Source organism: Pseudomonas sp. PDM01 (assembly GCF_014852325.1).
Lineage (GTDB): Bacteria > Pseudomonadota > Gammaproteobacteria > Pseudomonadales > Pseudomonadaceae > Aquipseudomonas > Aquipseudomonas migulae.
Map to the genome: position 1 here is coordinate 195,637 of NZ_JACVBK010000006.1, position 24,385 is coordinate 220,021.

A 24,385-nucleotide genomic window follows, 5' to 3' on the forward strand; every position below is an offset into this window, starting at 1 on the left:
GCTGAATGAGCCTGCAACTGAGTTTTGCCGAAGCCAGCGCCATCGGTCCGCGCGAGGAGAACCAGGACGCCCTGCGCCTGGTGACGCCGGCCCCGGCACTGGCGGCGAGCAAGGGTTACCTGTTCGCCATCGCCGACGGCGTCAGCCAGTGCGCCGATGGCGGCCTCGCGGCACGTTCGACCTTGCAGGCGCTGGCGCTGGACTACTACGCCACCCCGGAAACCTGGGGTGTCGCCCAGGCACTGGATCGTTTGCTGCTGGCACAAAATCGCTGGCTGCAAGCCAATGGCGGTGGGCAACCGCTGTTGACCACCGTCAGTGCCCTGGTCGTGCGCGGCAGGCGTTTTACCTTGGCGCATGTCGGGGACTGCAGGGTTTATCGCTGGCACGCCGATCAATTGCAGCGGGTCACGGAGGACCACGTCTGGGATCAACCGGGCATGCAGCATGTGCTCAAACGGGCACTCGGCCTCGATCAGCATCTGGTGCTGGATTTTCTCGATGGCGAACTGCGGCTGAATGAGCATTTCGTGCTGCTCAGCGACGGCATCTGGGCTGTGCTGGGCGACACCGCGATTGCGGCGATTCTGCGCGATCAACCGGATCTGCACAGCGCCGCGCAAACCCTGGTGAATGCGGCGCATCTGGCGGGCAGTCAGGACAACGCCAGCGCGTTATTGGTGCGGGTCGATGCCCTCGGTGAAACGAGCATCGGCGATGCGTTGATTCATGTGCAGCAATGGCCACTGCCGCCAGCGCTGAAACCGGGCCAGACGTTTGAGGGCTGGCACGTCGAAGGAATACTCGGCCAAAGCCAGCAGTCGCTGCTCTATCGGGTGCGCGACGCTCAGCAACAACCCTGGCTGCTGAAAACCCTGCCCGGCGCGTTGCGCGACGATCACCTGGCCGGGCAAGCCTTGCTGTCGGAGGAATGGTTTCTCAAGCGCGTGGCCGGTCGGCATTTCCCTGAAGTCCATGCCGCCAGTCAGCGTCAGCATTTGTACTACGTGATGCGTGAATATTCCGGCTCGACTTTGGCGCAACTGGCCGAGCGAACCACAACGCTGCCGCTGGCCCAATGGCAGGATCTGGCGGAACGTTTACTGCGGGCGGTCGGTATGTTGCATCGACGGCAGATTCTGCATCGCGACATCAAACCGGAGAATCTGCTGCTGGGGGATGACGGCGAGCTGCGGTTGCTGGATTTCGGCCTGGCCTACTGCCCCGGCCTGTCTGAAGATCAGGCATCGACCCTGCCCGGAACACCCAGTTACATTGCGCCGGAAGCTTTTCGCGGTGACGCGCCGAGCCCGCAACAGGATCTGTATGCGGCCGGCGTGACCTTGTATTTCCTGCTCACCGGGCATTATCCCTACGGCGAAATCGAAGCGTTCCAGCGTCCACGGTTTGGTGTACCGGTCAGCGCCAGTCGCTACCGCCCGGACCTGCCCGAGTGGATCGCACAAAGCCTGGAACGCGCGGTGGCAGCGGACCCGGCGGAGCGATTCGAAACTGCGGAAGAATGGTTATTGGTGCTGGAACAGGGTGAACGACGCAGTTTGAGCGTACGGCCCCGGCCGCTGCTGGAGCGCGAGCCAGTGAAGGTCTGGCGGACGTTGGCGTTGGTGGCGCTGCTGGTGAATGTGGTGCTGCTGGTTTTGCTGTTTCGCGGCTAGACCGAGTCGCGCCTTTCGCGAGCAAGCTTCGCTCCTACAGGTTGCGGGTTGATCGACCTGTAGGAGCCGAGCTTGCTCGCGAAGGCGGACTGACAGCCAACACAAATCCATCAGCAACCCGCTCCATTAGCGGGCACCACGCTTCGATTCGGTGCAGAAGCCCCCTTTGATTAAGCACTCCGAGCCAACAAAACCGGGTGTAGGTCAACTTGGCACAACCACTGCATTACCTCTCTCAACAGACATAAAGCCCAGCCTTCAACGACGAAGGATGCGCTTCCCGAGAGAACGGGACCAGGACAAAGGCGTCCTCGCTAGGCAACTAGCGGGACGCCTTTTTTTGTTTGCGCAAAATTTGTCGAGCACGACCTGAACGCCCTGTCGAGGCGGGGCCGAGCTCCCCGGAGAACCTGATGAAAAAACTAAAACTGGTGATGATCGGCAACGGCATGGCCGGGGTTCGCACCCTGGAAGAGCTGCTCAAGCTGAGCAACGAGCTGTACGACATCACGGTCTTCGGTGCCGAACCCCATACCAACTACAACCGCATCCTGCTGTCGCCGGTACTGGCCGGCGAGCAAACCTTCGAAGAGATCGCGCTCAACGACCTGGACTGGTACCTGGACAACAACATCAAGTTGCTGCTCAACCGCAGAGTCGTAGAAATCGACCGGATCAAACGTCGGGTCATCGCCGACGACGGCACCGAGGCCGAATACGACCGCCTGCTGATTGCCACCGGCTCGACCCCGTTCATCCTGCCGATCCCGGGCAACACGTTGCACGGCGTGATCGGCTACCGCGACATCGCCGACACCCAAGCCATGATCAACACCGCAAAAACCCACAAGCACGCGGTGGTCATCGGTGGCGGCCTGCTCGGTCTGGAAGCGGCCAATGGCCTGATGCTGCGCGGCATGCACGTCACCGTGGTGCACAACGGCGAATGGTTGCTGGAGCGGCAACTGGACAGCGTCAGCGGCCGCTTGCTGCAAACCGCGCTTGAGGACCGTGGCCTGCACTTTCGCCTGTGCGAGCAAACCCAGGCCTTGCACGATGCCGGCAATGGCCGGGTCGGCTCGGTCGAGTTCAAGAACGGCGACCGCATCCCCGCCGACCTGGTGGTGATGGCCGCCGGCATCCGCCCCGCGACCGAACTCGCGGAGCGCTCCGGCCTCCCGTGCAACCGTGGGATTCTGGTCAACGACACCCTGCAAACCTACGACCCACGGGTTTACGCCATCGGCGAATGCGCCAGCCATCGCGGCATCGCCTACGGCCTGGTGGCGCCGCTGTTCGAACAGGCCAAGGTCTGCGCCAACCATCTCGCACAGCTTGGCTTCGCCAGCTACAAAGGCTCGGTGACCTCGACCAAATTGAAAGTCACCGGCATCGACCTGTTCTCCGCCGGCGATTTCATGGGCGGCGAAGGCACCGAAACCATCACCCTTTCCGACCCTATCGGCGGGATCTACAAAAAACTGGTGATCAAGGATGACGTGCTGGTCGGGGCCTGCCTGTACGGCGACACGGCCGATGGCGGTTGGTATTTCCGGCAGATTCGCGAGAACCGGAATATCGACGAAATCCGCAATCACCTGATGTTTGGTGAAACCATGCGGGAAGCCAGCTGATGAACAGCCAGATCACCGCCTCCACCTGTTGCTACTGCGGGGTCGGCTGCGGCGTGCTGATCGAGCATGACGGCGAGCGCATCCTCGGCGTCAGCGGCGATCCGGCCCACCCGGCCAACTTCGGCAAGCTGTGCAGCAAGGGCTCGACCCTGCACTTGACCGGCGACCTCGCGGCCCGAGCGCTGTACCCGGAACTGCGCCTGGGCAAAGGCCTGGCCCGCAGCCGCACCGACTGGGACACCGCCCTCGATCACGCCGCCAGCGTGTTCGCCGAAACCATCGCCGAACATGGTCCGGACAGCGTGGCGTTTTACATCTCCGGGCAGTTACTGACCGAGGACTACTACAGTTTCAACAAACTGGCGCGAGCGTTGGTCGGCACCAACAACATCGACAGCAATTCGCGCCTGTGCATGTCATCGGCAGTGGTCGGCTACAAGCGCAGCCTCGGTGCCGACGCACCGCCATGCAGTTACGAAGACCTTGAGACAAGCGACTGCGTGATGATCGTCGGCAGTAACATGGCCTACGCCCACCCGGTCCTGTTTCGTCGCCTGGAAGAGGCCAAATCCCGCCGACCACAGATGAAAGTCATCGTCATCGACCCTCGTCGTACGGATACCTGCGACTTGGCTGACCTACATCTGGCGATTCTTCCCGGCACCGATGTCGCCTTGTTCCATGGGATTTTGTACCTGCTGCTGTGGGAAGGCTGGATCGACCGCGACTTCATCGAGACCCACACCGAAGGCCTGGCTGAACTGAAAAACCTGGTGCGCGACTACACGCCTCCAATGGTCTCGCAGCTGTGCGGGATCAGCGTTGAGCAACTGCAGCAATGCGCCGAGTGGGTCGGGACCTCGCCGAGCTTTCTGTCGCTGTGGTGCATGGGACTGAACCAGTCCACCGCCGGCAGTGCGAAAAACAGTGCGCTGATCAACCTGCACCTGGCCACCGGGCAGATCGGCCGTCCCGGCGCAGGACCTTTCTCCCTGACCGGTCAGCCGAATGCCATGGGTGGCCGCGAAACCGGCAGCCTGTCGAACCTGCTGCCAGGCCATCGCGAAGCGGCCAATGCCGAGCATCGCGCAGAAGTCGCAGCCTACTGGGGCGTGGATCAACTGCCGGCAAACACCGGGCTCACCGCGATCGAATTGTTTGAGCAGGTTCGTAACGGAACCATCAAAGCCCTGTGGATCGCCTGCACCAACCCCGCGCAATCGATGCCGGACCAGAGCGCCGTGCGCGAGGCCCTGCAAGCCTGCCCGTTCGTGGTGTTGCAGGAAGCCTTTCGCACCACTGAAACCGCCGCGTTCGCCGACTTGCTGCTGCCTGCTGCCAGTTGGGGCGAAAAAGACGGCACGGTGACCAACTCCGAACGGCGGATTTCCCACGTTCGCCGGGCGATTGTCGCTCCCGGAGAAACGCGTTCCGACTGGGCAATTACAGTGGATTTCGCACAGCGCCTGGAAAAATACCTGCGTCCCGGACAACCCAGTCTGTTTGCGTTCGACACCCCGGCGCAGGTCTTCGATGAGTACAAACTCCTGACGCGCGACCGGGATCTGGATTTGTCCGGTATCAGTCATGAGCTGATTGATCGTCTCGGTCCACAGCAATGGCCGTTTCCCGCCGGCGCCCGTGAAGGTACGGCCCGACTGTATCGGGACGGAATTTTCCCGACCGCCAACGGGCGTGCCCGGTTCGTGGCCGATCCGTACCTTGCCGCCAAGGAACAACGCGATGGGCAATTCCCGCTGACCCTGATCACCGGCCGCCTGCGCGATCAATGGCACGGTATGAGCCGCACCGGCACTGCCGCGCAGTTGTTCGGTCATGTCAGCGAGGCCGTACTGAGCCTGCACCCGGATGAATTGCATCGCCATGGACTGCAACCCGGAGAACTGGTCAGCTTGAAAAGCCGTCGCGGCGCGGTGATTGTCGCCGTGGGCAGCGATGACAGCGTGCGTCCGGGCCAGGCGTTTCTGCCGATGCACTGGGGCGACCGGTTCCTGAAGGGCGGGGTCAATGCGCTCACCCAACCGGCGTTCGATCCGTTGTCGAAACAACCGGAACTCAAACACAGCGGCGTACGAATCGACCCCGTGCATTTGCCCTGGAACCTTTTCGTACTGATTGAGGGCGATGTTCAACAGCATTTTGAGACGCTACGACCGCTCTGTGAGGCGTTTTCCTACGTCAGCCTCAGCCTCACCGGTCGCGAGCGCCCTGCGCTGCTCATACGCGCTGCCAGCGCCACAGCGCCAGATCCGCAATTGTTATGCGAAATCGACCACTGCCTTGGGCTCAATGAAGGGCCGGTCCTGGCGTACGACGACCCACGGCGCGCCATCGGCAAACGGGTGCGGATCGAGCATGGCCGGATCACCGCGATTCGCCTGGCCGGTGAAACCCTCGCACAGCACTGGCTGCAGGACCTTTGGCAAGAAGGTCGCGCCGATGAACAACTGCGGCGCTGGCTGCTTGCACCGCTGAGCGCACCACCGGGCAACGCCGCCACATCGGTTGCTGGCACTAAAACCTTGTGCAACTGCAAAAACGTCAGCCAAGGCGCGGTCTGTGCCGGTATCCGTCGAGGCCTGGATTTGCAGGGGTTGAAACAGGAATTGGGCTGCGGCACGCAATGCGGCTCGTGCGTCCCGGAAATCAAGCGTTTGCTGGCCGCCACGGCGCAGCCGATCGCCGTCATCTCGTGAGGAAAACACTATGAACGCAAAAGTCTGGCTGGTGGGTGCGGGTCCTGGTGACCCGGAATTGCTGACCCTCAAAGCCGTCAGGGCGCTGAGCGAAGCGGATGTGGTGCTGATCGACGACCTGGTGAATGGCGCCGTGCTGGAACATTGCCCGCAGGCGCGGATCATTCCGGTGGGCAAGCGCGGTGGTTGTCGCTCGACGCCTCAGGCGTTCATTCATCGATTGATGCTGCGTTATGCCCGACACGGCAAATGCGTGGTGCGGCTCAAGGGTGGCGATCCATGCATTTTTGGGCGGGGCGGTGAAGAAGCGCAGTGGCTGCGCGAACGCGGGGTCGATGTGGAGCTGGTCAATGGCATCACCGCCGGGCTGGCCGGTGCGACGCAATGCGATATTCCATTGACCCTGCGGGGCGTTGCGCGTGGCGTGACACTGGTCACCGCCCACACTCAGGATGGCAGCAGCCTGAATTGGCAAGCCCTGGCGCAAAGTGGCACAACGCTGGTGGTGTACATGGGCGTGGCGAAGCTCAGTGAAATTCGCGAGCAACTGCTGGCCGGAGGGATGGCGGCGGATACGCCGGTGGCGATGATTGAAAACGCTTCCCTGCCGCATCAACGGGAATGTCGGAGCGATCTGACAGCGATGGAGGAAGATGCCTGCGCCTTTGAGCTGAAAAGCCCGGCGATTCTGGTGATCGGTACGGTGGCGGCACACCCCGAAACCTGTAGGAGCCAGCTCGCTGGCGAAGAACTTGAGATCACCTCAGCGTGTCAGGCTTAAAGCGTCATCGTTGACGACCATCGCCGGCAAGCCGGCTCCTACAGGGGGCCGGTGATTCGAAAACCCAAATCGCAGGCAAAGAAAAGCCCGGCCTAAGCCGGGCTTTTCTCAGAGCTGCGGGCTAATTACTTAGCTTGAGCTTCAACCTGCGCTTCTACGCGACGGTTTACAGCGCGGCCAGCGTCAGTTTTGTTGTCAGCAACTGGGCGGGATTCGCCGTAGCCAACAGACTGAACGCGGGACGATTCAACACCGTACTGGTTGGTCAGAACTTGCTTAACGGCGTTTGCACGACGCTCGGACAGTTTCTGGTTGTAAGCGTCAGGACCGACGTTGTCAGTGTGACCTTCAACAGTAGTGGTGGTGGATGGGTACTGCTTCATGAAGTCAGCCAGGTTCTTGATGTCGCCGTAGCTGTTGGTTTTAACAACAGATTTGTCGAAATCGAACTTAACGTCCAGCTCAACACGAACGACTTCGGCAACTGCTGGGCAGCCATCAGCGTCAACAGTTACGTTGGCTGGGGTGTCCGGGCACTTGTCAACGTTGTCGCAAACGCCATCGTTGTCGCTGTCGGAGCAGACTTCAGCTGGTGCTGGAACTGGAGCAGCTGCAGGCTTGGAGCCGCCACCGAAGTTCACACCGATACCGACGCTTGGAGCCCACTCGGTGTCACCTTGGTCGATGTTGTACTGAGCTTCAACGCCGGCACGGGCGTAGAAATTGTCAGTGAAGTACAGCTTGGCACCGCCGCCAACGTTGGCGAAGGTGGAACCGTTACGACCACCGCGATCGTTCTGACCGATGCTCTGATCGGAGAAGCCGGCCGAAACGTACGGACGCAGCATGTCGCCTGGGTTGTTGAAGTGGTACAGAGCGTCCAGGGCAGTGTTGGAGCCCTTGATGTTCTTGCCCGACTCGCTACGAACGTTGTGCACTTCGTCGTAGCCCAGACGCAGTTCAACGTCGTCGGTCAGGAAGTAACCAACCGAACCACCGAACAGGTTGCCGTCGTTTTTGAAATCGCGCTGGCTATCGTAATACTCTTTCTTTGCAAAGCCTTCGATTTCAACTGCGCCTTGGCCTTGTGCCAATGCGCCGAACGAAGTGGCCGCAATAAGAGAACCAATGGCCAAGCCCAAGGTGTTTTTCAGTTTCATCCGTTAAATCCCCATCTGGTGATTGTGAAGCAGTCCCGCAAACCGGGGGACAACTCGGCGGCAAGTCTATCAGAACTTGCCTACACGTAAGAGATATTTGCGCCGAACTAAGTTTCAGCAATGCCTGCAAATTTCTCACGCAATTTGTCTAGAGCGCGTTTGTAACGCATTTTTGTCGCACTCAAACCCATGTGCATGATGTCTGCGATCTCCTGAAACTCTAGCTCTGCGACAAATCGTAGCACCAGAATTTCACGGTCAATCGGGTTCACATACACTAGCCAGCGATCAAGCCCGCCCTTCTCCTCGGGTTTCGGCGCCTTTTCTTCAGACGCTTCCTCGAGGGGGTCCAGACTCAATGCGTCCATCAAGCGACGCTTTCGCCGTTCTTTCCGATACTGTGTGATGCACTCGTTGTACGTGATGCTATATAGCCATGTCTTGAACTTCGATTTACCTTCGAAGTTCTTCAAGCCATACAACACCTTCAACATCACTTCCTGACAGACATCGTCTGCATCGCGATCGTTCCCAAGATATCGTGCACAAACGTTAAATAATGTTCGTTGGTAACGGCGCATCAATTCTTCATAGGCGCGCGTTACGTGAAACAGCTCGGTATGCGAGCGCGCGACCAACTCCTCATCAGAGAGCTCGCGGGGGTCGTAGCGCGTGGAGAGCGATTGAGCTTTATTCAAAACAAGTCTGGCCGACAGTCAGGTCAATGTCCGCCGCAGCCCTTCAGGGCATTTTGCGGCGGCATACATTAGCAGGGTTTGCCGGGTTAGCGGCTACTCACATGCTGCTCCAGGAGAATCCGATTAGAGAGAGAGACTAGCTCACCCTCATCGGTCAGCAATGTGGTCTTAACCGTGCCGATCTCTTCGATCTGACCTTCGACCTCGCCAACACGCACTTGTTGCCCAACCTGATACAACTCACGCACATAGATTCCCGCAAGAATCTGACCGGCAATTTCCCGGCTTCCCAACCCCATGGCCAGCGCTACCGCCAGACCAACGGTAATCAAAACAATCACAATCACATGGTTGAGCAGGTCAGTCTTGACCTCCAACTGGCTGATTGCGACCGAAATACTGATGATAATCACCAGGCCCTGGGCAATTCGCCCCAGCCCGGCGGCGTAATCCAGCCCTACGCCCTCTGCCGCACCTCGCACCAGCCCATTGGCCAGTTGTGCCAGCAAAACACCTACCAGCAGCACCAGCGCGGCGCCAAACACTTTCGGCAAATACAGCGCAAGCATGTCCAGCGTAGCCGAAACTCGCTCAAGTCCAAGCGATTCTGCTGCAGAAACCAGAAAAATCAGCAAAACGAACCAATAGACAATTTTGCCTATCAGCGTCGAAATCGGCACTTGAAGGCCAGCCCGGGACAGCAATTTTGTCAGACCGGTGCCGCCCATCAAGCGGTCGAGACCGAGCTTGGCGAGCAACTTGGACAGCAAAGTATCCAAAAGTTTCGCCACGACGAAACCCAACAGCAGCACGACCAGTGCGCCGAACAGGTTTGGAATGAAATTCGCAACCTTGGTCCATAACGCAGTCATTGCAGTGACGAGGCTCTGAGTCCAGAGATCAAGTTCCATATTCAATCAGCCTTATCAGCAGTGCGAACGGTAGGTTTACGGTGACGGGAAACCGGCGAGACGTGAGCCGATCCGTTGTTCAAGGCGATCATCAGCGCGGGCAACCAGCGGCCCAGCAGGCTGAACAGATCACCGGCGCCGACCTGGCGGTTGGCGGTTTTCAGGACGCGCCCAAGACACGCATCGTCGTCGCGGGTGGACGGCGAAGCGTTCAGCATGTCACGCAAAGACTGTTCAAACGGATCGTGCATACGCACCTCTCGTGATGTCTGTGAAAGACGCGGTCAAATTTACCCGGGTCACATGGCGCATCGTCATACCCAGCGCAAACGTCGGAATAACCACCACTGCCCCAGTGCCACCGAGATCATCATCAGGCAGGCAATCAGGAAGCCATACGGGCTGGCAGAGAACGGAATACCGCCGACGTTGATACCCAAAAGACCGGTCAGAAAACTCATCGGCAAAAAGATTCCGGTGATGATCCCGAAGCGGTACATCGTGCGATTCATACGCACGCTCAAACGTCTGTCCTCGGCCTCGAGGACCAGCCCCACCCGCTCCCGGGTCAATTCCAGCTCTTCGAGATAGCGGGTCAGGCTGTTGTTCAATTCGTTCCAGTAGTCGCCGTCATCTTCGACAAACCAGGGTAGTTTTATCCGGGTCAGTTGTCCGAAAATATCCCGCTGCGGTGCCAGGAAACGTTTCAGCGCAGCAGCCCTGCGACGGATCTGCAAAATGGAGTCATGCTCGGGTGAATACCGTTCGTCGGCATCCAGTTTTTCTTCTTCCTCATCGACCACTTCCGAGAGGCAACTGACCAGATCCTGCACTTTGTTGGTGAGGTACTGGGCCATATAAAGGATCAGTTCGGAGGCGGTCTTCGGCCCCTTGCCTTCCGCGAGCTGCACCAGCAACTCGTCGGTGGCGCGCAATGGACGCAGGCGCAGGGAAATAACCCGCTGTGCCGAGGCGAAGATCCGCACCGAGACCATGTCTTCCGGCTCGGCCCCTGGGTTGAGGTTGACCCCACGCAAAAATAGCAGCAGTTCGCTGTCGGAAAGCTGTAGAAGACGCGGACGGGTGTTCTCTTCCAGCAGCAGATCACAGCTGAATTCGCTCAGACCGCTGGATTTGCGCAGCCAGGTCTGGGTTTGCGGGTGACTGCGATCCCAGTGCAGCCACAGGCTTTCATGGGCCTGAAGCTGCAAGTCATCGAGTTCAGTCCGGGCTATCGAACGCGCGCCGCCTTTACCATCCAGCACCAGGGCATGCACCAGCCCCCACTGCGCGTTTTCTTCCTCGAACATCCTCACCCCTTCGGTTGGTGCAACGCTTATTCAGGCATCTTCAGCGGGCTTGGCGAGATGATCACGCCATTATTGTCCGCATAAATGTATTCGCCTGGACGGAACGTCACACCGGCAAACGTCACCACAACGTTGAGATCGCCAATGCCACGTTTGTCGGTTTTCATCGGGTGACTGGCCAGGGCCTGAACGCCCAGATCAGTCTGCGCGATGACATCGACGTCGCGGATGCACCCGTAGATCACCATCCCTTCCCAACCGTTTTTAGCGGCTTTCTCGGCGATCATGTCGCCCAGCAGCGCGCGACGCAGGGAACCGCCACCATCGACCACCAACACCTTGCCATTACCCTTGAGTTCGGCTTGCTCCTTGACCAGCGAGTTGTCTTCGAAGCACTTGATGGTCACGATTTCGCCGCCGAAGGAATCACGGCCGCCGAAATTGCTGAACATCGGTTCCAGCACCTGTACCAGTTCCGGATAGGCATCGCACAGGTCAGGCGTGAGGTAATGGTTCATCGAGAAACTCCTGTAAAGAGGAAGACAATCGAGGATGTCGCAAAGTGACCAGAAAAGCTCAATGCGTCATATCTTAGCCGCAAGCCGATCAGAGCGGAATGCCCTTGATAGAGCATCGGGCTCAGACTGCCGAGGCCAAATCCGCTTTTTCACCGAGCAAAGGCGTGTGCTGGTCCGACAGCCAACGCGCCACCAACGGCCAGACTTCGGCTTGAGCCGCTTTGCTGACCAACATTTCCACGTGACCGAAATTGTCGCCAAAGCCCTGCTCGCGGCCAAGGTTGATGAATTGCTTGTGCTCGGAACCGATCTGATCAAACAACTTGCGGCACGCCCACGCTGGATCCTGATGATCGCTGACGGCACTCACGGCCAACACAGGGCTCTGAACGTCAGCCAATCCGGCCCACCAATCCTTGTCGGCATCGCCAAAACGCCCGAACAGGCCATACCAACGCATGCTTTCCAGGGCCAGGCCAATCGGCTCGTCCTCCGGGCCGCGCTTGAGCCGTGAACCGGACAATTGGGCGAAACGCTTGAGAATGAAGCGCCCGCTCCACTCCACCGGCGGAATTTTCAACGGCCAATAGGTGCGGCTGACTTGCGTACCGAAGAATGCCGCAGACGCCACGACCGGTTCACCGATGTACCCGCCACCCAAGGCTGCCGCCAGGGTAATACCACCCAGCGAGTGACCGATCCAGTGCGGAACCTGGCCGCTCTGCTCGCGCACGAACGCGCCAATGGCCGGCAGATCGTAACGAGCGTAGTCGGCGACGCGGTTCTTGCGATAGTTCTGGTTGCGCTGGGACAGGCCATGACCGCGCATTTCCGCGATCCACACATCGAATCCCAGACGCGCCAGATAGGCGCCCAGCCCCAGGCCTTTTGGGGAGAACCAGAAGCGCCGATTGGAAAAGCTGCCGTGCAACAGAATCACCGGCACACCACCGTGCGCGGGCGCGTCCGCCATGCCCAGACGGGTCACGGCCAGTTCCACGGTGCCGTCAGGGCTGTTGCCGGGTTTCAAACGATAGACGTCTTCGCTCAGATCGCCGCGCCGCTCGGCGCTGATCAGGGCGACAGGAAATAGGTTGCTGCTGCTTTGCATAGTCTCTTGCACAAAAAAGGGCGGCATCCAGAGGAGCCCGCCCTACTTCAATCTCTTAAAACGGCCACCCCCTGTAGGAGCACAGCTTGCTGGCGATAGCGATTTTGAAGACGCCATCGCGGGCAAGCCTTGCTCCTACAGTGAGCGAGCCGTTCCCACACCATCAAGCCGAAGCTTGACCTTCAGCCAGGAAGAACCAGGTTTCCAGTACGGAATCGGGGTTCAACGAAACGCTTTCGATGCCCTGCTCCATCAGCCACTTGGCCAGATCAGGGTGGTCCGAAGGACCCTGACCGCAGATACCGATGTACTTGCCCGCCTTGTTGCACGCAGCAATGGCGTTCGCCAGCAGCTTCTTGACCGCAGGGTTACGCTCGTCGAACAGGTGAGCGATGATCCCGGAGTCACGGTCCAGGCCCAGCGTCAGCTGAGTCAGGTCGTTGGAGCCGATGGAGAAACCGTCGAAGAACTCAAGGAATTCTTCCGCCAGAATCGCGTTGGACGGCAGTTCGCACATCATGATCACGCGCAGACCGTTGTCGCCACGGGCCAGACCGTTTTCGGCCAGCAGGTCGACGACCTGGCTCGCTTCGCCCAGGGTACGGACGAACGGCACCATGATTTCAACGTTGGTCAGGCCCATCTCGTTGCGCACACGCTTGAGGGCGCGGCACTCGAGCTCGAAGCAGTCACGGAACGATTCGCTGATGTAACGCGAGGCGCCACGGAAGCCCAGCATCGGGTTTTCTTCTTCCGGCTCGTAAAGCTTGCCGCCGATCAGGTTCGCGTATTCGTTGGACTTGAAGTCCGACAGACGCACGATGACCTTTTTCGGATAAAACGCAGCCGCCAGTGTGCTGATGCCTTCGACCAGTTTCTCGACGTAGAAGCCGACCGGATCGTTGTAACCGGCGATGCGCTTGTCGACGCTGTCCTTGATTTCCTGCGGCAGGCCGTCGTAGTTCAACAGCGCTTTAGGGTGCACACCGATCATGCGGTTGATGATGAATTCCAGACGGGCCAGGCCCACACCGGCGTTCGGCAGTTGCGCGAAGTCGAAGGCGCGGTCCGGGTTGCCGACGTTCATCATGATCTTGAACGGCAGGTCCGGCATGGCATCCACGGAGTTTTTCTTGATGTCGAAGCCCAGCTCACCTTCGAAGATGTAACCGGTGTCGCCTTCCGCACAGGAAACGGTCACGCCCTGGCCGTCTTTCAGCAGTTGGGTGGCGTTGCCGCAACCGACCACGGCCGGAATGCCCAGTTCGCGAGCGATGATCGCCGCGTGGCAGGTACGACCGCCACGGTTGGTGACGATGGCGCTGGCGCGCTTCATGACCGGTTCCCAGTCCGGGTCGGTCATGTCGGAAACCAGCACGTCGCCTGGCTGGACTTTGTCCATCTCGGACACGTCCTTGATGATCCGCACTTTACCGGCGCCGATGCGCTGGCCGATGGCGCGACCTTCAACCAGCACGGTGCCGGTTTCTTTCAACAGGTAACGTTCCATGACGTTGGCCTGGGTGCGGCTCTTCACGGTTTCAGGACGGGCCTGAACGATGTAGAGCTTGCCGTCGTCGCCGTCTTTGGCCCATTCGATGTCCATCGGGCACTGATAGTGCTTCTCGATGATCATCGCTTGCTTGGCCAGTTCGCTGACTTCGGCGTCGCTCAGGCAGAAACGTGCGCGATCGGCCTTGTCGACGTCGATGGTCTTGACCGACTTGCCGGCCGTGGCGACTTCGCCGTAGATCATCTTGATGGCTTTGCTGCCCAGGTTGCGACGCAGGATGGCCGGACGACCGGCGGCCAGCGTGCCTTTGTGGACGTAGAACTCATCCGGGTTCACCGCGCCTTGTACGACGGTTTCACCCAGGCCGTAGGCGCCGGTGATGAACACCACGTCACGGAAGCCCGATTCGGTATCGAGGGTGAACATCACGCCGGCGGTGCCGGTTTCGGAGCGGACCATGCGCTGCACGCCAGCCGACAGGGCGACCAGCTTGTGGTCGAAGCCCTGGTGCACGCGGTAGGAGATCGCACGGTCGTTGAACAGCGAAGCGAACACCTCTTTGGCGGCGCGAATGACGTTTTCGACACCACGGATGTTCAGGAAGGTTTCCTGCTGACCGGCGAAGGAAGCGTCCGGCAGGTCTTCGGCGGTAGCGGAAGAGCGCACGGCCACGGCCATGTCAGGGTTACCGGCCGACAGCGTGGCGAACGCGGTGCGGATCTCGGTGTTGAGCTTCTCGGGGAACTCGGCTTCCATGATCCATTGACGGATCTGGGCGCCGGTCTTGGCAAGGGCGTTGACATCATCGACGTCCAGGGCGTCGAGGGCGGCGTGGATCTGATCGTTCAGGCCGCTCAGTTCCAGAAAATCACGATAAGCCTGAGCTGTCGTGGCGAAGCCACCGGGCACCGATACACCGGCACCTGCAAGGTTACTGATCATCTCGCCCAGGGATGCGTTCTTGCCCCCCACATGCTCAACATCGTGTTTGCCGAGCTTATCGAGGGAAACTACGTACTCTACCAAGGTGATCTCTCCACTAACTGTGTTGGAAAAGCTCAGAAGCCGGCGCTCGAAAGGAGCATTTGCCGGCTGTATGGCCTGGACCTGGAAAATAAGTGAGAATGCGGGCCACTCGAGGCCGGCAAACCGCGCCTATCATATCCAAGATTCGTCACTAGCTTAAGGCCCAAGGTGCAAATGAAACGATCTGCTTTCTTTATCTCCGATGGCACCGGCATTACCGCCGAAACCCTGGGTCAAAGCCTCCTGGCGCAGTTCGAAAACATTACCTTCAGCAAATTCACGCGGCCGTACATCGACAACGTGGATAAAGCGCGGGCCATGGTACAACAAATCAACAAGGCCGCCGAAACCGACGGCTTCCGGCCGATCATATTCGACACCATCGTCAACCAGGACATCCGTGAGATCCTCGCGACGTCCAATGGTTTCATGATCGACATTTTCTCGACTTTCCTGGCACCGCTTGAACAGGAACTGACCGAGCATTCTTCCTACACTGTCGGCAAGTCTCACTCTATCGGTGGCAACTCCAATTACATGGAACGCATCGAGGCGGTGAACTTTGCCCTCGACAACGACGACGGTGCGCGCACGCATTATTACGACAAGGCCGACCTGATCCTAGTGGGGGTGTCGCGTTGTGGTAAGACGCCGACGTGCCTGTACATGGCGATGCAATTCGGCATCCGCGCGGCCAACTATCCGCTGACCGAAGACGACATGGAGCGCCTGACGCTGCCAAACGCCCTGCGCGCCCACCAGCACAAGTTGTTCGGGCTGACCATCGACCCGGACCGCCTGACCGCGATCCGCAACGAGCGCAAGCCCAACAGCCGCTATTCGAGCTACGCGCAGTGCGAGTTTGAAGTGCGCGAAGTGGAGAATCTGTTCCGCCGCGAGAATATTGCGCACATCAACTCCACGCATTTTTCGGTGGAAGAGATTTCGGCGAAGATTCTGGTGGAGAAAGGTGTGGAGCGGCGGTTCAAGTAGTTATTCAGCGTCTGCCAGGCCGCCATCGCGAGCAGGCTCGCTCCCACAGGGGTTTTGTGAACGCCGCAAATCCACTGTGGGAGCGAGCCTGCTCGCGATGAACGATTACACGGTCTCTGTTAATGCTCCGACCAACACTTCAAACCCTCGAATCAACAATCCATCATCCCCCGCCGAATTGCACACACTCGCCCGAATGAACTGCGGCACCGCCCCATGCCCGACCGCAAACGCCTCGGCGGTGGCGACCAGGTAATTGTTCTCCTTGAGTTCTGCCGCAATCTGCGACGCCCGCCACGGCTCGGGCACTTCGATCCAGAAGTGCGGGCTGTCGGGATGGGTTTTGTACACCACACCCTCCAACACTCCACTGACCAACGCCTTGCGCCGACCGATCTCGATAATCTGCTGAGCCAGCAACTGCGCCGCACTACCGTTTTCGATCCAAAGGCTCGCCACCTCCAGCGCCAACGGACTGGCCATCCAGCACGTTCCGCGTACCGCCGCGCTCAAGCGCCCGATCAACGGTTGCGGCGCATGCAGATAACCGACGCGCAACCCCGCCGAAACCGCTTTGCTCAGGCTGCCGATCAACACCGAGCGCTCCGGGGCGAAATAGCTCAAGGGTAACGGTCGCTGCCGAGCCAACACCGCGTGGGCTTCATCCTCAAAGATCAGCAGATTGTGCTGCCGACAGACCTCGGCAATCGCCTCACGCCGTGGGACGGACATCACCGCCGCCGTAGGATTCTGGATCGTCGGCGTGCAGTACAGCGCCGACACACGATGGTTGCGGCAAACGTCTTCCAGCGCATCCGGCATCAGCCCTTCGTCATCCATCGCGACGCCGATCAGTTTGATCCCAAGCATGCGTGCAACGCTGATCAACCCCGGGTAAGTCAGGTGCTCCGTGACCACGGTATCGCCCGCCTTGAGCAACCCCATCAAGGCACACAACAGACCGTGCTGGCCGCCGTTCACGCATACGACCTGCTCGGCATCCGGCACAAATTGCAGGTGCCGTAACCAGTGCGCACCCGCTGCACGATGGCGTAGCGATCCGGCATCGGCGGTGTAGCCACTGATGCTCTGCAAGGCATCGGGATCGTGCGCCAACGCCTGCAAGCTCTGGCTTAAAAACAGTGCTTCCTGCCCCGGAATCGGTTGATTACGGCTCATGTCGAAACATGCCTGCGGCTCGTCGCTGACATTGCGAAAGCCAGCATCGCGCTGACGTTCCATCCCGCGCTGACGCACGTAAGTGCCATCTCCTACGCGAGCGACCACCCGTCCTACGCGTTCGAGTTCGCCGTAAGCACGGCTGACGGTGCCGATGGTCACGCCGAGGCTGTCGGCCAACAGCCGATGTGGCGGCAGTTTGCAGCCGGGCTCGATCACACCTTCCACGATCGCTTTTTCCACGGCGTCCGCCAGGCGCTTGTACTTCACGCCCAGTCCGTTGACGAGCCCGTCGCGCAGGATTGACACCATGGCAATACTTGCTTTGACACTCATTTAAGTCCCGAATAGCGTGCTTTAAGCAGGTTCAATCAGGGATAGACCTTTTGCAGATGCAGGTCAATTCCGACAAAAAAAAAGGAACTCGATCATGTCCATCGCTCTCAGCGCGAATTCAAGCACTGGAAAACCCTGGTTAGCCGCGCTGATCACCAGCGTCCTGTTTCTGATCGTGTGCCTGAGCTGGGGAACGACATGGCTCGGGATCAAGATTGCGGTTGAAACGGTGCCACCGCTGACTGCCGCCGGGCTGCGGTTCCTGATCGCCTTTCCGTTGTTCCTTGTTTTCGCCCTCATCCGTCGTGAGCCGTTGATGTTCCCCAAGGAAAGCCGCTGGTTTTTCCTGTTCGTGACGCTGTCGTATTTCAGCCTGCCGTATTACTTGCTCAATTACGGCGAGATGCATGTTTCGTCCGGGCTCACGGCCCTGTTGTTCAGTTGCATGCCGGTGTTCATCCTGGTGTTTTCCGCGCTGTTTCTGCGAGAAAAAATCTACCCGTCACAAGTGCTCGGCATTGCCATCGGCTTCGGCAGTCTGTTCATGATTATTCGCAGCCAGGGATTGCATCTGGACCACGCTGAACTGTTCGGCGTGCTGGCGATTCTCTGTGCGGCGGTGATGCATGCGTTGTGTTACGTGGTGACCAAGAAACACGGCTCGGCGATCAGCGTCATTACCTACAACACGCTGCCGATCGGCATTGCGGGCTTGATGCTGTTTGTCGCGGGGCTGAATGTCGAAGCGCCGGTGTTCGATGGGATCAGCCTGCGTTCCTGGGGCGCCCTGCTCTATCTTGGGCTGGTGGCGTCGGTGGGTGGGTTTATCGTTTATTTTTTGCTGCTCAAGCGCTTGAGCCCGATCATTTTGTCGTTTGTGTTCATCATTTTTCCGGTGTTCGCGGTGGTGATCGGCGCTTGGTATGAGGGGCAAAGCCTTTCGCGAGAGTTGATGATCTATTCGGCGATTCTGTTGACAGGGTTTGCGATCACCAAATTACCGCTAGAGAAATGGCTGACACGGAACCTGTAGGAGCCAGCGGTGCGGCGATCCGACTTGCCGGCGAAGACGTATTCAAGGACGCCTTCGCCGGCAAGTCGGATCGCCGCACCGCTGGCTCCTACAAGGGGTTCCGTCAGATTACGAACAGGTCCATGAAGCGGTTCACCGGTGTGGCTTCAAGCGCTGCCTGATCCTTGCACAAGGCAAAAACCTCGGCACTGCGCTGGCCGGTGAAGCGTGTCGCCAGGTTGGCTTTGAACTTGTCTTCCAGCAACGGAATGCCGTCGGTGCGGCGCCGGCGATGGCCGATCGGGTATTCCACCACCACGTTCTCGGTGCTGGAGCCGTCCTTGAAAAACACCTGAATCGCGTTGGCGATCGAGCGTTTGTCAGCCTCCAGGTATTCGCGGGTGAAGCGCGGGTCTTCGACGATGACCATTTTCTCGCGCAGCACATCGATGATCGGGTGCGCCGCGTGGAATTCGTCTTCGTATTGCTCGGCCACCAGATTGCCGAACGCCAGCGGCACCGCGGCCATGTATTGCAGACAATGATCGCGGTCCGCCGCATTGGCCAGCGGGCCGACCTTGGAAATGATGCGGATCGCCGACTCATGGGTGGTGATGACGATTTTGTCGATTTCGTGCAGGCGATTCCGGACTTTCGGATGCAAGGTGACGGCCGCTTCGCAGGCGGTTTGTGCGTGGAATTCGGCCGGGAAGCTGATCTTGAACAGCACATTTTCCATCACGTAACTGCCGTACGGGCGGGAGAAACTGAACACACGTTTGCCTTCAGGCTTGAGCGCCAGGTCGTTGTTGCTGTGGCTGAACAATACGTCGTAGAAGCCCCACTGTTTGGCGGTCAATACGCCGGGGATGCCCATCTCGCCACGCATCGCGATGTCGGCCAGACGCACGCCCCGGCTGGTGGCATCGCCCGCCGCCCAGGATTTGCGCGACCCGGCATTCGGTGCATGCCGATACGTGCGCAACGCCTGACCATCAGCGAAAGCATGGGACAACGCCGACAGCATCTGCTCGCGATTGGCGCCCATGAGTTTGGCGGTGACAGCGGTCGAGGCAACTTTCACCAGGATGACGTGATCAAGGCCTACACGGTTGAAGGAGTTTTCCAGCGCAATCACGCCTTGAATCTCGTGGGCCATGATCATCGCTTCGAGTACGGCGCGAACGGTCAGCGGCGCATCGCCATTGGCCAGGCGCTTCTGCGACAGGTGATCGGCCACCGCAAGAATGCCCCCGAGGTTATCGGAAGGATGCCCCCATTCGGCGGCGAGCCAGGTGTCGTTGTAGTCGAGCCAGCGCACGATGCAGCCGATGTCCCAGGCTGCCTTGACCGGATCGAGACGGTAGCGGGTGCCCGGTACGCGAGCGCCGAACGGGACGACGGTGCCTTCGACAATCGGGCCAAGGTGCTTGGTGCATTCGGGGAAGCGCAAGGCCAGGAGGCCGCAGCCCAAAGTGTCCATCAGGCAATTGCGGGCAGTGTCGAGGGCTTCTTTGGATTCGATTTTGAAGTTGAGGACGTAGTCGGCAATGTCCTGCAGGACCGTGTCGTAGTCGGGGCGGTTGTTCAGGTCGACGTTGGTGCTCATGTTCGATTCACTCGTAAAGTGGTTCGTTGATGGGACCTCGGTTCAGGTAAATCACATTCTTATAATTGAAATGCGGTCCCCTGTAGGAGCCGGCTTGCTGGCGATTCAGACGACTCGGTATGTCAGGCAGACCGCGTTGACGGGATCGCCAGCAAGCCGGCTCCTACAGGGTTCGGTGTCGGGTTAGAAGGCGTCGCCAGGCACACGCACGAAGCCTTCCATCAACACCCGCGCACTGCGGCTCATGATGGCTTTCTTGACGATCCACTCGCCGTTCACCTGGCTGGCTTCAGCGCCTACGCGCAACGTGCCGGACGGATGACCGAAGCGCACGGCGTTACGTTCGACACCACCCGCCGCGAGGTTTACCAGCGTGCCGGAAATCGCCGCCGCAGTGCCGATGGCCACCGCTGCGGTACCCATCATCGCGTGGTGCAACTTGCCCATCGATAACGCGCGCACCAACAGGTCGACATCCCCCGTGGAAATCGCTTTACCGCTGGAAGACACGTAGTCCGCAGGCTTTGCAACGAAGGCCACTTTCGGCGTGTGTTGACGTTTGGCCGCTTCATCCAGATTCGAAATCAGCCCCATGCGCAACGCGCCATACGCACGAATGGTCTCGAACATCGCCAGCGCTTTCGGATCACTGTTGATGGCGCCCTGCAACTCGGTGCCGGTGTAACCGATGTCTTCGGCATTGACGAAGATGGTCGGAATACCCGCATTGATCATGGTCGCCTTGAAGGTCCCGACGCCGGGCACTTCGAGGTCATCCACCAGGTTGCCGGTAGGGAACATCGAACCACCGCCGCCCTCTTCTTCTGCCGCCGGGTCCATGAATTCGACCTGCACTTCGGCCGCCGGAAAGGTCACGCCGTCGAGTTCGAAATCACCGGTTTCCTGCACTTCACCGTTGGTGATCGGCACGTGAGCGATGATGGTCTTGCCGATGTTGGCCTGCCACACGCGCACCACCGCCACACCGTTGTGCGGAATGCGGCTGGCATCGACCAGACCGTTGCTGATGGCGAACGAGCCGACCGCTGCGGACAGGTTGCCGCAGTTGCCGCTCCAGTCGACGAAAGGTTTGTCGATGGATACCTGACCGAAAAGGTAATCGACGTCGTGATCAGCCTTGATGCTTTTCGACAGAATCACGGTTTTGCTGGTGCTGGAGGTCGCGCCGCCCATGCCGTCGATTTGCTTGTCGTACGGGTCGGGGCTGCCGATCACCCGCAACAACAAGGCATCGCGTGCCGGGCCTGGAACCTGCGCCGCTTCGGGCAAGTCTTTCAGGCTGAAAAACACGCCTTTGCTGGTGCCGCCACGCATGTAGGTGGCGGGGATTTTGATTTGAGGTGCGTGAGCCATTGGTGCTCCTTCAAAGCAAGTAGGGGACTTAAAATCCCCTGCCTGCCAAACGTGTTTTAGACGGCAACCGCCGATTCTTCGAGGAAGTCCTGGGCAAAGCGTTGCAGCACGCCACCGGCCTCGTAGATCGACACCTCTTCGGCGGTGTCGAGACGGCAGGTGACCGGCACCTCGACGCGCTCGCCATTCTTGCGATGGATCACCAGCGTCAGCTCGGCGCGCGGCGTACGATCACCGATCACGTCGTAGGTTTCGCTGCCGTCGATGGCCAGGGTGTGGCGGTTGGTGCCCGGCTTGAACTCCAGCGGCAACACGCCCATGCCCACCAGGTTGGTGCGGTGGATGCGCTCGAAACCTTCGGCGGCAATCGCTTCCACACCGGCCAGACGCACGCCTTTGGCCGCCCAGTCGCGGGACGAACCCTGACCGTAGTCGGCGCCGGCAATGATGATCAGCGGCTGCTTGCGTTCCATGTAGGTTTCGATGGCTTCCCACATGCGCATGACCTTGCCTTCCGGCTCGACGCGGGCCAGCGAACCCTGCTTGACCTTGCCGTTTTCCTGGACCATTTCGTTGAACAGTTTCGGGTTGGCGAAGGTGGCGCGTTGCGCGGTCAGGTGGTCACCGCGGTGCGTGGCGTAGGAGTTGAAGTCCTCTTCCGGCAAGCCCATTTTCGCCAGGTATTCGCCGGCGGCGCTGTCGAGCATGATCGCGTTCGACGGCGACAGGTGATCGGTGGTGATGTTGTCCGGCAGCACCGCCAGCGGGCGCATGCCCTTGAGCGGACGTGCGCCGGCCAGCGCGCCTTCCCAGTACGGCGGACGGCGGATGTAGGTGCTCATCTCGCGCCAGTCGTACAGCGGCGCGACTTTCGGGCCGGTGTCTTCGTGGATGGCGAACATCGGAATGTAGACCTGACGGAACTGCTCCGGCTTCACCGACGCTTTCACCACCGCATCGATTTCTTCATCGCTCGGCCAGATGTCTTTCAGGCGGATTTCCTTGCCATTCGCATCCAGGCCCAACACATCTTTTTCGATGTCGAAACGGATGGTGCCGGCGATGGCGTACGCGACCACCAACGGCGGCGAAGCGAGGAACGCTTGCTTGGCGTACGGGTGAATCCGGCCATCGAAGTTGCGGTTGCCGGAGAGCACGGCCGTGGCATACAGGTCACGGTCGATGATCTCTTGCTGGATCACCGGATCGAGCGCGCCGGACATGCCGTTGCAGGTGGTGCAAGCGAAAGCCACGACGCCGAAACCGAGTTGCTCCAGTTCATCCGTCAGGCCCGCTTCATCGAGGTACAAGGCTACGGTTTTCGAGCCCGGTGCCAGGGACGATTTGACCCACGGTTTGCGGGTCAACCCGAGCTTGTTGGCGTTGCGCGCCAGCAGGCCGGCAGCGATCACGTTGCGCGGGTTGCTGGTGTTGGTGCAGCTGGTGATGGCGGCGATGATCACCGCGCCGTCCGGCATTTGCCCCGGCACGTCGTCCCACTGGCCGGAGATACCTTGAGCCGCCAGATCCGAGGTTGCGACGCGGGCGTGCGGGTTGCTCGGGCCGGCCATGTTGCGCACCACCGAGGACAGGTTGAAGGTCAAGCCGCGCTCGTATTGCGCGCCCTTCAGGCTGTCGGCCCACAGGCCCGTGGTCTTGGCGTAGTTCTCGACCAACTGCACCTGCTCGTCTTCGCGGCCGGTGAGTTTCAGGTAGTCGATGGTTTGCTGGTCGATGTAGAACATCGCCGCCGTGGCGCCGTATTCCGGGGCCATGTTGGAGATGGTTGCGCGGTCGCCGAGGGTCAGCGCAGAGGCGCCTTCGCCGAAGAATTCCAGCCATGCGCCAACGACTTTTTGCTTGCGCAGGAACTCGGTCAGCGCCAGCACCATGTCGGTGGCGGTGATGCCCGGTTGCAGCTTGCCGGTCAGTTCAACGCCGACGCTTTCCGGCAGGCGCATCCACGATGCGCGGCCGAGCATTACGCTTTCCGCTTCGAGGCCACCGACGCCGATGGCGATCACGCCCAACGCATCGACGTGCGGGGTGTGGCTGTCGGTGCCGACGCAGGTGTCGGGGAACGCCACGCCGTCACGCACCTGAATCACCGGCGACATTTTCTCCAGGTTGATCTGGTGCATGATCCCGTTGCCCGGCGGGATCACGTCAACGTTCTTGAAGGCTTTTTTGGTCCAGTTGATGAAGTGGAAACGGTCTTCGTTGCGACGGTCCTCGATGGCGCGGTTCTTCTCGAACGCCTGCGGATCGAAGCCACCGCGCTCGACGGCCAGCGAGTGATCGACGATCAGTTGCGTCGGCACCACCGGGTTCACTTGCGCCGGGTCGCCACCTTGCAAAGCGATGGCGTCACGCAGGCCGGCGAGGTCGACCAATGCGGTCTGGCCGAGGATGTCGTGGCACACCACGCGAGCCGGGAACCATGGGAAATCGAGGTCGCGTTTGCGCTCGATGAATTGCTTCAGGGATTCGGTGAGCGTGGCCGGGTCGCAGCGACGCACCAGGTTTTCCGCCAGCACGCGGGAGGTGTACGGCAGAGTGTCGTAGGCGCCGGGCTGGATGGCTTCGACTGCCGCACGGACGTCGAAATAATCCAGATGGCTGCCGGGCAGCGGTTTACGGAATTCAGTGTTCATCGTCAGGACTCGGTCACGGTAATAACAAAAGGCGGGGCGGCACCAGAATTTGATTGGAAAACCGCCCCCCTGTAGGAGCGAAGCTTGCTCGCGAAAGCGGTGTACCAGTCGACATTGATTTGGAATGTCAGACCGCCTTCGCGAGCAAGCTTCGCTCCTACAAGGTTCACGGC

17 protein-coding genes and 1 pseudogene are annotated in these 24,385 nt (G+C 59.8%); 6 read left to right on the top strand and 12 right to left on the bottom strand.

Annotated elements, in window-relative coordinates; genetic code table 11:
• The first annotated feature begins 5 nt into the window (after positions 1–5).
• The 4 genes and pseudogenes from IB246_RS16910 (at position 6) to cobA (ending at position 6,808) form a co-directional block, all read left to right on the top strand.
• The gene (locus IB246_RS16910; protein ID WP_008037772.1) at positions 6–1,676 is read left to right on the top strand and encodes a bifunctional protein-serine/threonine kinase/phosphatase; all 1,671 of its coding nucleotides are present in this window, start codon (positions 6–8) and stop codon (positions 1,674–1,676) included.
• Positions 1,677–2,089: 413 nt separating this feature from the next.
• Positions 2,090–3,289 (top strand): annotated as a pseudogene (locus IB246_RS16915) (NAD(P)/FAD-dependent oxidoreductase); the annotation flags it as partial.
• Positions 3,290–3,309: 20 nt separating this feature from the next.
• The gene (locus IB246_RS16920) at positions 3,310–6,027 is read left to right on the top strand and encodes a nitrate reductase (protein ID WP_008037773.1); all 2,718 of its coding nucleotides are present in this window, start codon (positions 3,310–3,312) and stop codon (positions 6,025–6,027) included.
• Between the two features lie 10 nt (positions 6,028–6,037).
• On the top strand, positions 6,038–6,808 hold the full coding sequence (gene cobA / locus IB246_RS16925; protein ID WP_008037774.1) for a uroporphyrinogen-III C-methyltransferase: 771 nt from the start codon (positions 6,038–6,040) through the stop codon (positions 6,806–6,808).
• A gap of 125 nt (positions 6,809–6,933) precedes the next feature.
• Here the strand turns inward: cobA and IB246_RS16930 are convergent, their stop codons facing one another.
• From IB246_RS16930 to ppsA, 8 genes are all read right to left on the bottom strand, one after another.
• Positions 6,934–7,968, bottom strand: coding sequence for an OmpA family protein (locus IB246_RS16930; protein ID WP_008027405.1), 1,035 nt, complete (start codon positions 7,966–7,968; stop codon positions 6,934–6,936).
• A gap of 107 nt (positions 7,969–8,075) precedes the next feature.
• Positions 8,076–8,666: an RNA polymerase sigma factor SigX gene (sigX, locus tag IB246_RS16935; RefSeq protein ID WP_017337463.1), complete on the bottom strand. Its 591-nt coding sequence runs from the start codon at positions 8,664–8,666 to the stop codon at positions 8,076–8,078.
• 86 nt (positions 8,667–8,752) lie between these two features.
• Complete coding sequence (locus tag IB246_RS16940) at positions 8,753–9,577, bottom strand: mechanosensitive ion channel family protein (protein ID WP_008027407.1); 825 nt, start codon at positions 9,575–9,577, stop codon at positions 8,753–8,755.
• Positions 9,578–9,579: 2 nt separating this feature from the next.
• Positions 9,580–9,828, bottom strand: coding sequence for a hypothetical protein (locus tag IB246_RS16945; protein ID WP_007944521.1), 249 nt, complete (start codon positions 9,826–9,828; stop codon positions 9,580–9,582).
• A 63-nt stretch (positions 9,829–9,891) separates the two neighbouring features.
• Positions 9,892–10,887 (bottom strand): zinc transporter ZntB, encoded by a 996-nt coding sequence (locus IB246_RS16950; protein ID WP_008027409.1) that lies wholly within the window; start codon positions 10,885–10,887, stop codon positions 9,892–9,894.
• Between the two features lie 26 nt (positions 10,888–10,913).
• Positions 10,914–11,405, bottom strand: a complete 492-nt coding sequence (rraA, locus tag IB246_RS16955) for a ribonuclease E activity regulator RraA (RefSeq protein WP_008037775.1) — start codon at positions 11,403–11,405, stop codon at positions 10,914–10,916.
• A 121-nt stretch (positions 11,406–11,526) separates the two neighbouring features.
• Positions 11,527–12,516, bottom strand: coding sequence for an alpha/beta fold hydrolase (locus IB246_RS16960; RefSeq protein ID WP_032832384.1), 990 nt, complete (start codon positions 12,514–12,516; stop codon positions 11,527–11,529).
• A gap of 163 nt (positions 12,517–12,679) precedes the next feature.
• Positions 12,680–15,055: a phosphoenolpyruvate synthase gene (gene ppsA / locus IB246_RS16965; RefSeq protein WP_008027416.1), complete on the bottom strand. Its 2,376-nt coding sequence runs from the start codon at positions 15,053–15,055 to the stop codon at positions 12,680–12,682.
• Positions 15,056–15,229: 174 nt separating this feature from the next.
• Between ppsA and IB246_RS16970 the strand changes: the two genes are divergently transcribed.
• Positions 15,230–16,048, top strand: coding sequence for a pyruvate, water dikinase regulatory protein (locus tag IB246_RS16970; RefSeq protein WP_008027418.1), 819 nt, complete (start codon positions 15,230–15,232; stop codon positions 16,046–16,048).
• 105 nt (positions 16,049–16,153) lie between these two features.
• Here the strand turns inward: IB246_RS16970 and IB246_RS16975 are convergent, their stop codons facing one another.
• Positions 16,154–17,563 carry a PLP-dependent aminotransferase family protein gene (locus tag IB246_RS16975; RefSeq protein WP_192230087.1) on the bottom strand — a complete coding sequence of 470 codons (1,410 nt, stop codon included), beginning with the start codon at positions 17,561–17,563 and terminating at the stop codon, positions 16,154–16,156.
• Positions 17,564–17,657: 94 nt separating this feature from the next.
• Here IB246_RS16975 and IB246_RS16980 point away from each other — a divergent pair, with 94 nt between their 5' ends.
• Positions 17,658–18,596: a DMT family transporter gene (locus IB246_RS16980; protein ID WP_008036822.1), complete on the top strand. Its 939-nt coding sequence runs from the start codon at positions 17,658–17,660 to the stop codon at positions 18,594–18,596.
• Positions 18,597–18,699: 103 nt separating this feature from the next.
• On the opposite strand, the gene prpD is transcribed toward IB246_RS16980, so the two are convergent.
• The 3 genes from prpD to acnD all read right to left on the bottom strand — a co-directional run bounded on the left by prpD (position 18,700) and on the right by acnD (position 24,212).
• Entirely contained in the window at positions 18,700–20,184 is a 1,485-nt protein-coding gene (gene prpD, locus IB246_RS16985; protein WP_008036824.1) for a 2-methylcitrate dehydratase, read from the bottom strand.
• Between the two features lie 183 nt (positions 20,185–20,367).
• On the bottom strand, positions 20,368–21,558 hold the full coding sequence (prpF, locus tag IB246_RS16990) for a 2-methylaconitate cis-trans isomerase PrpF (RefSeq protein ID WP_008036826.1): 1,191 nt from the start codon (positions 21,556–21,558) through the stop codon (positions 20,368–20,370).
• 56 nt (positions 21,559–21,614) lie between these two features.
• Complete coding sequence (gene acnD, locus IB246_RS16995) at positions 21,615–24,212, bottom strand: Fe/S-dependent 2-methylisocitrate dehydratase AcnD (protein WP_008036828.1); 2,598 nt, start codon at positions 24,210–24,212, stop codon at positions 21,615–21,617.
• Positions 24,213–24,385: the final 173 nt, after the last annotated feature.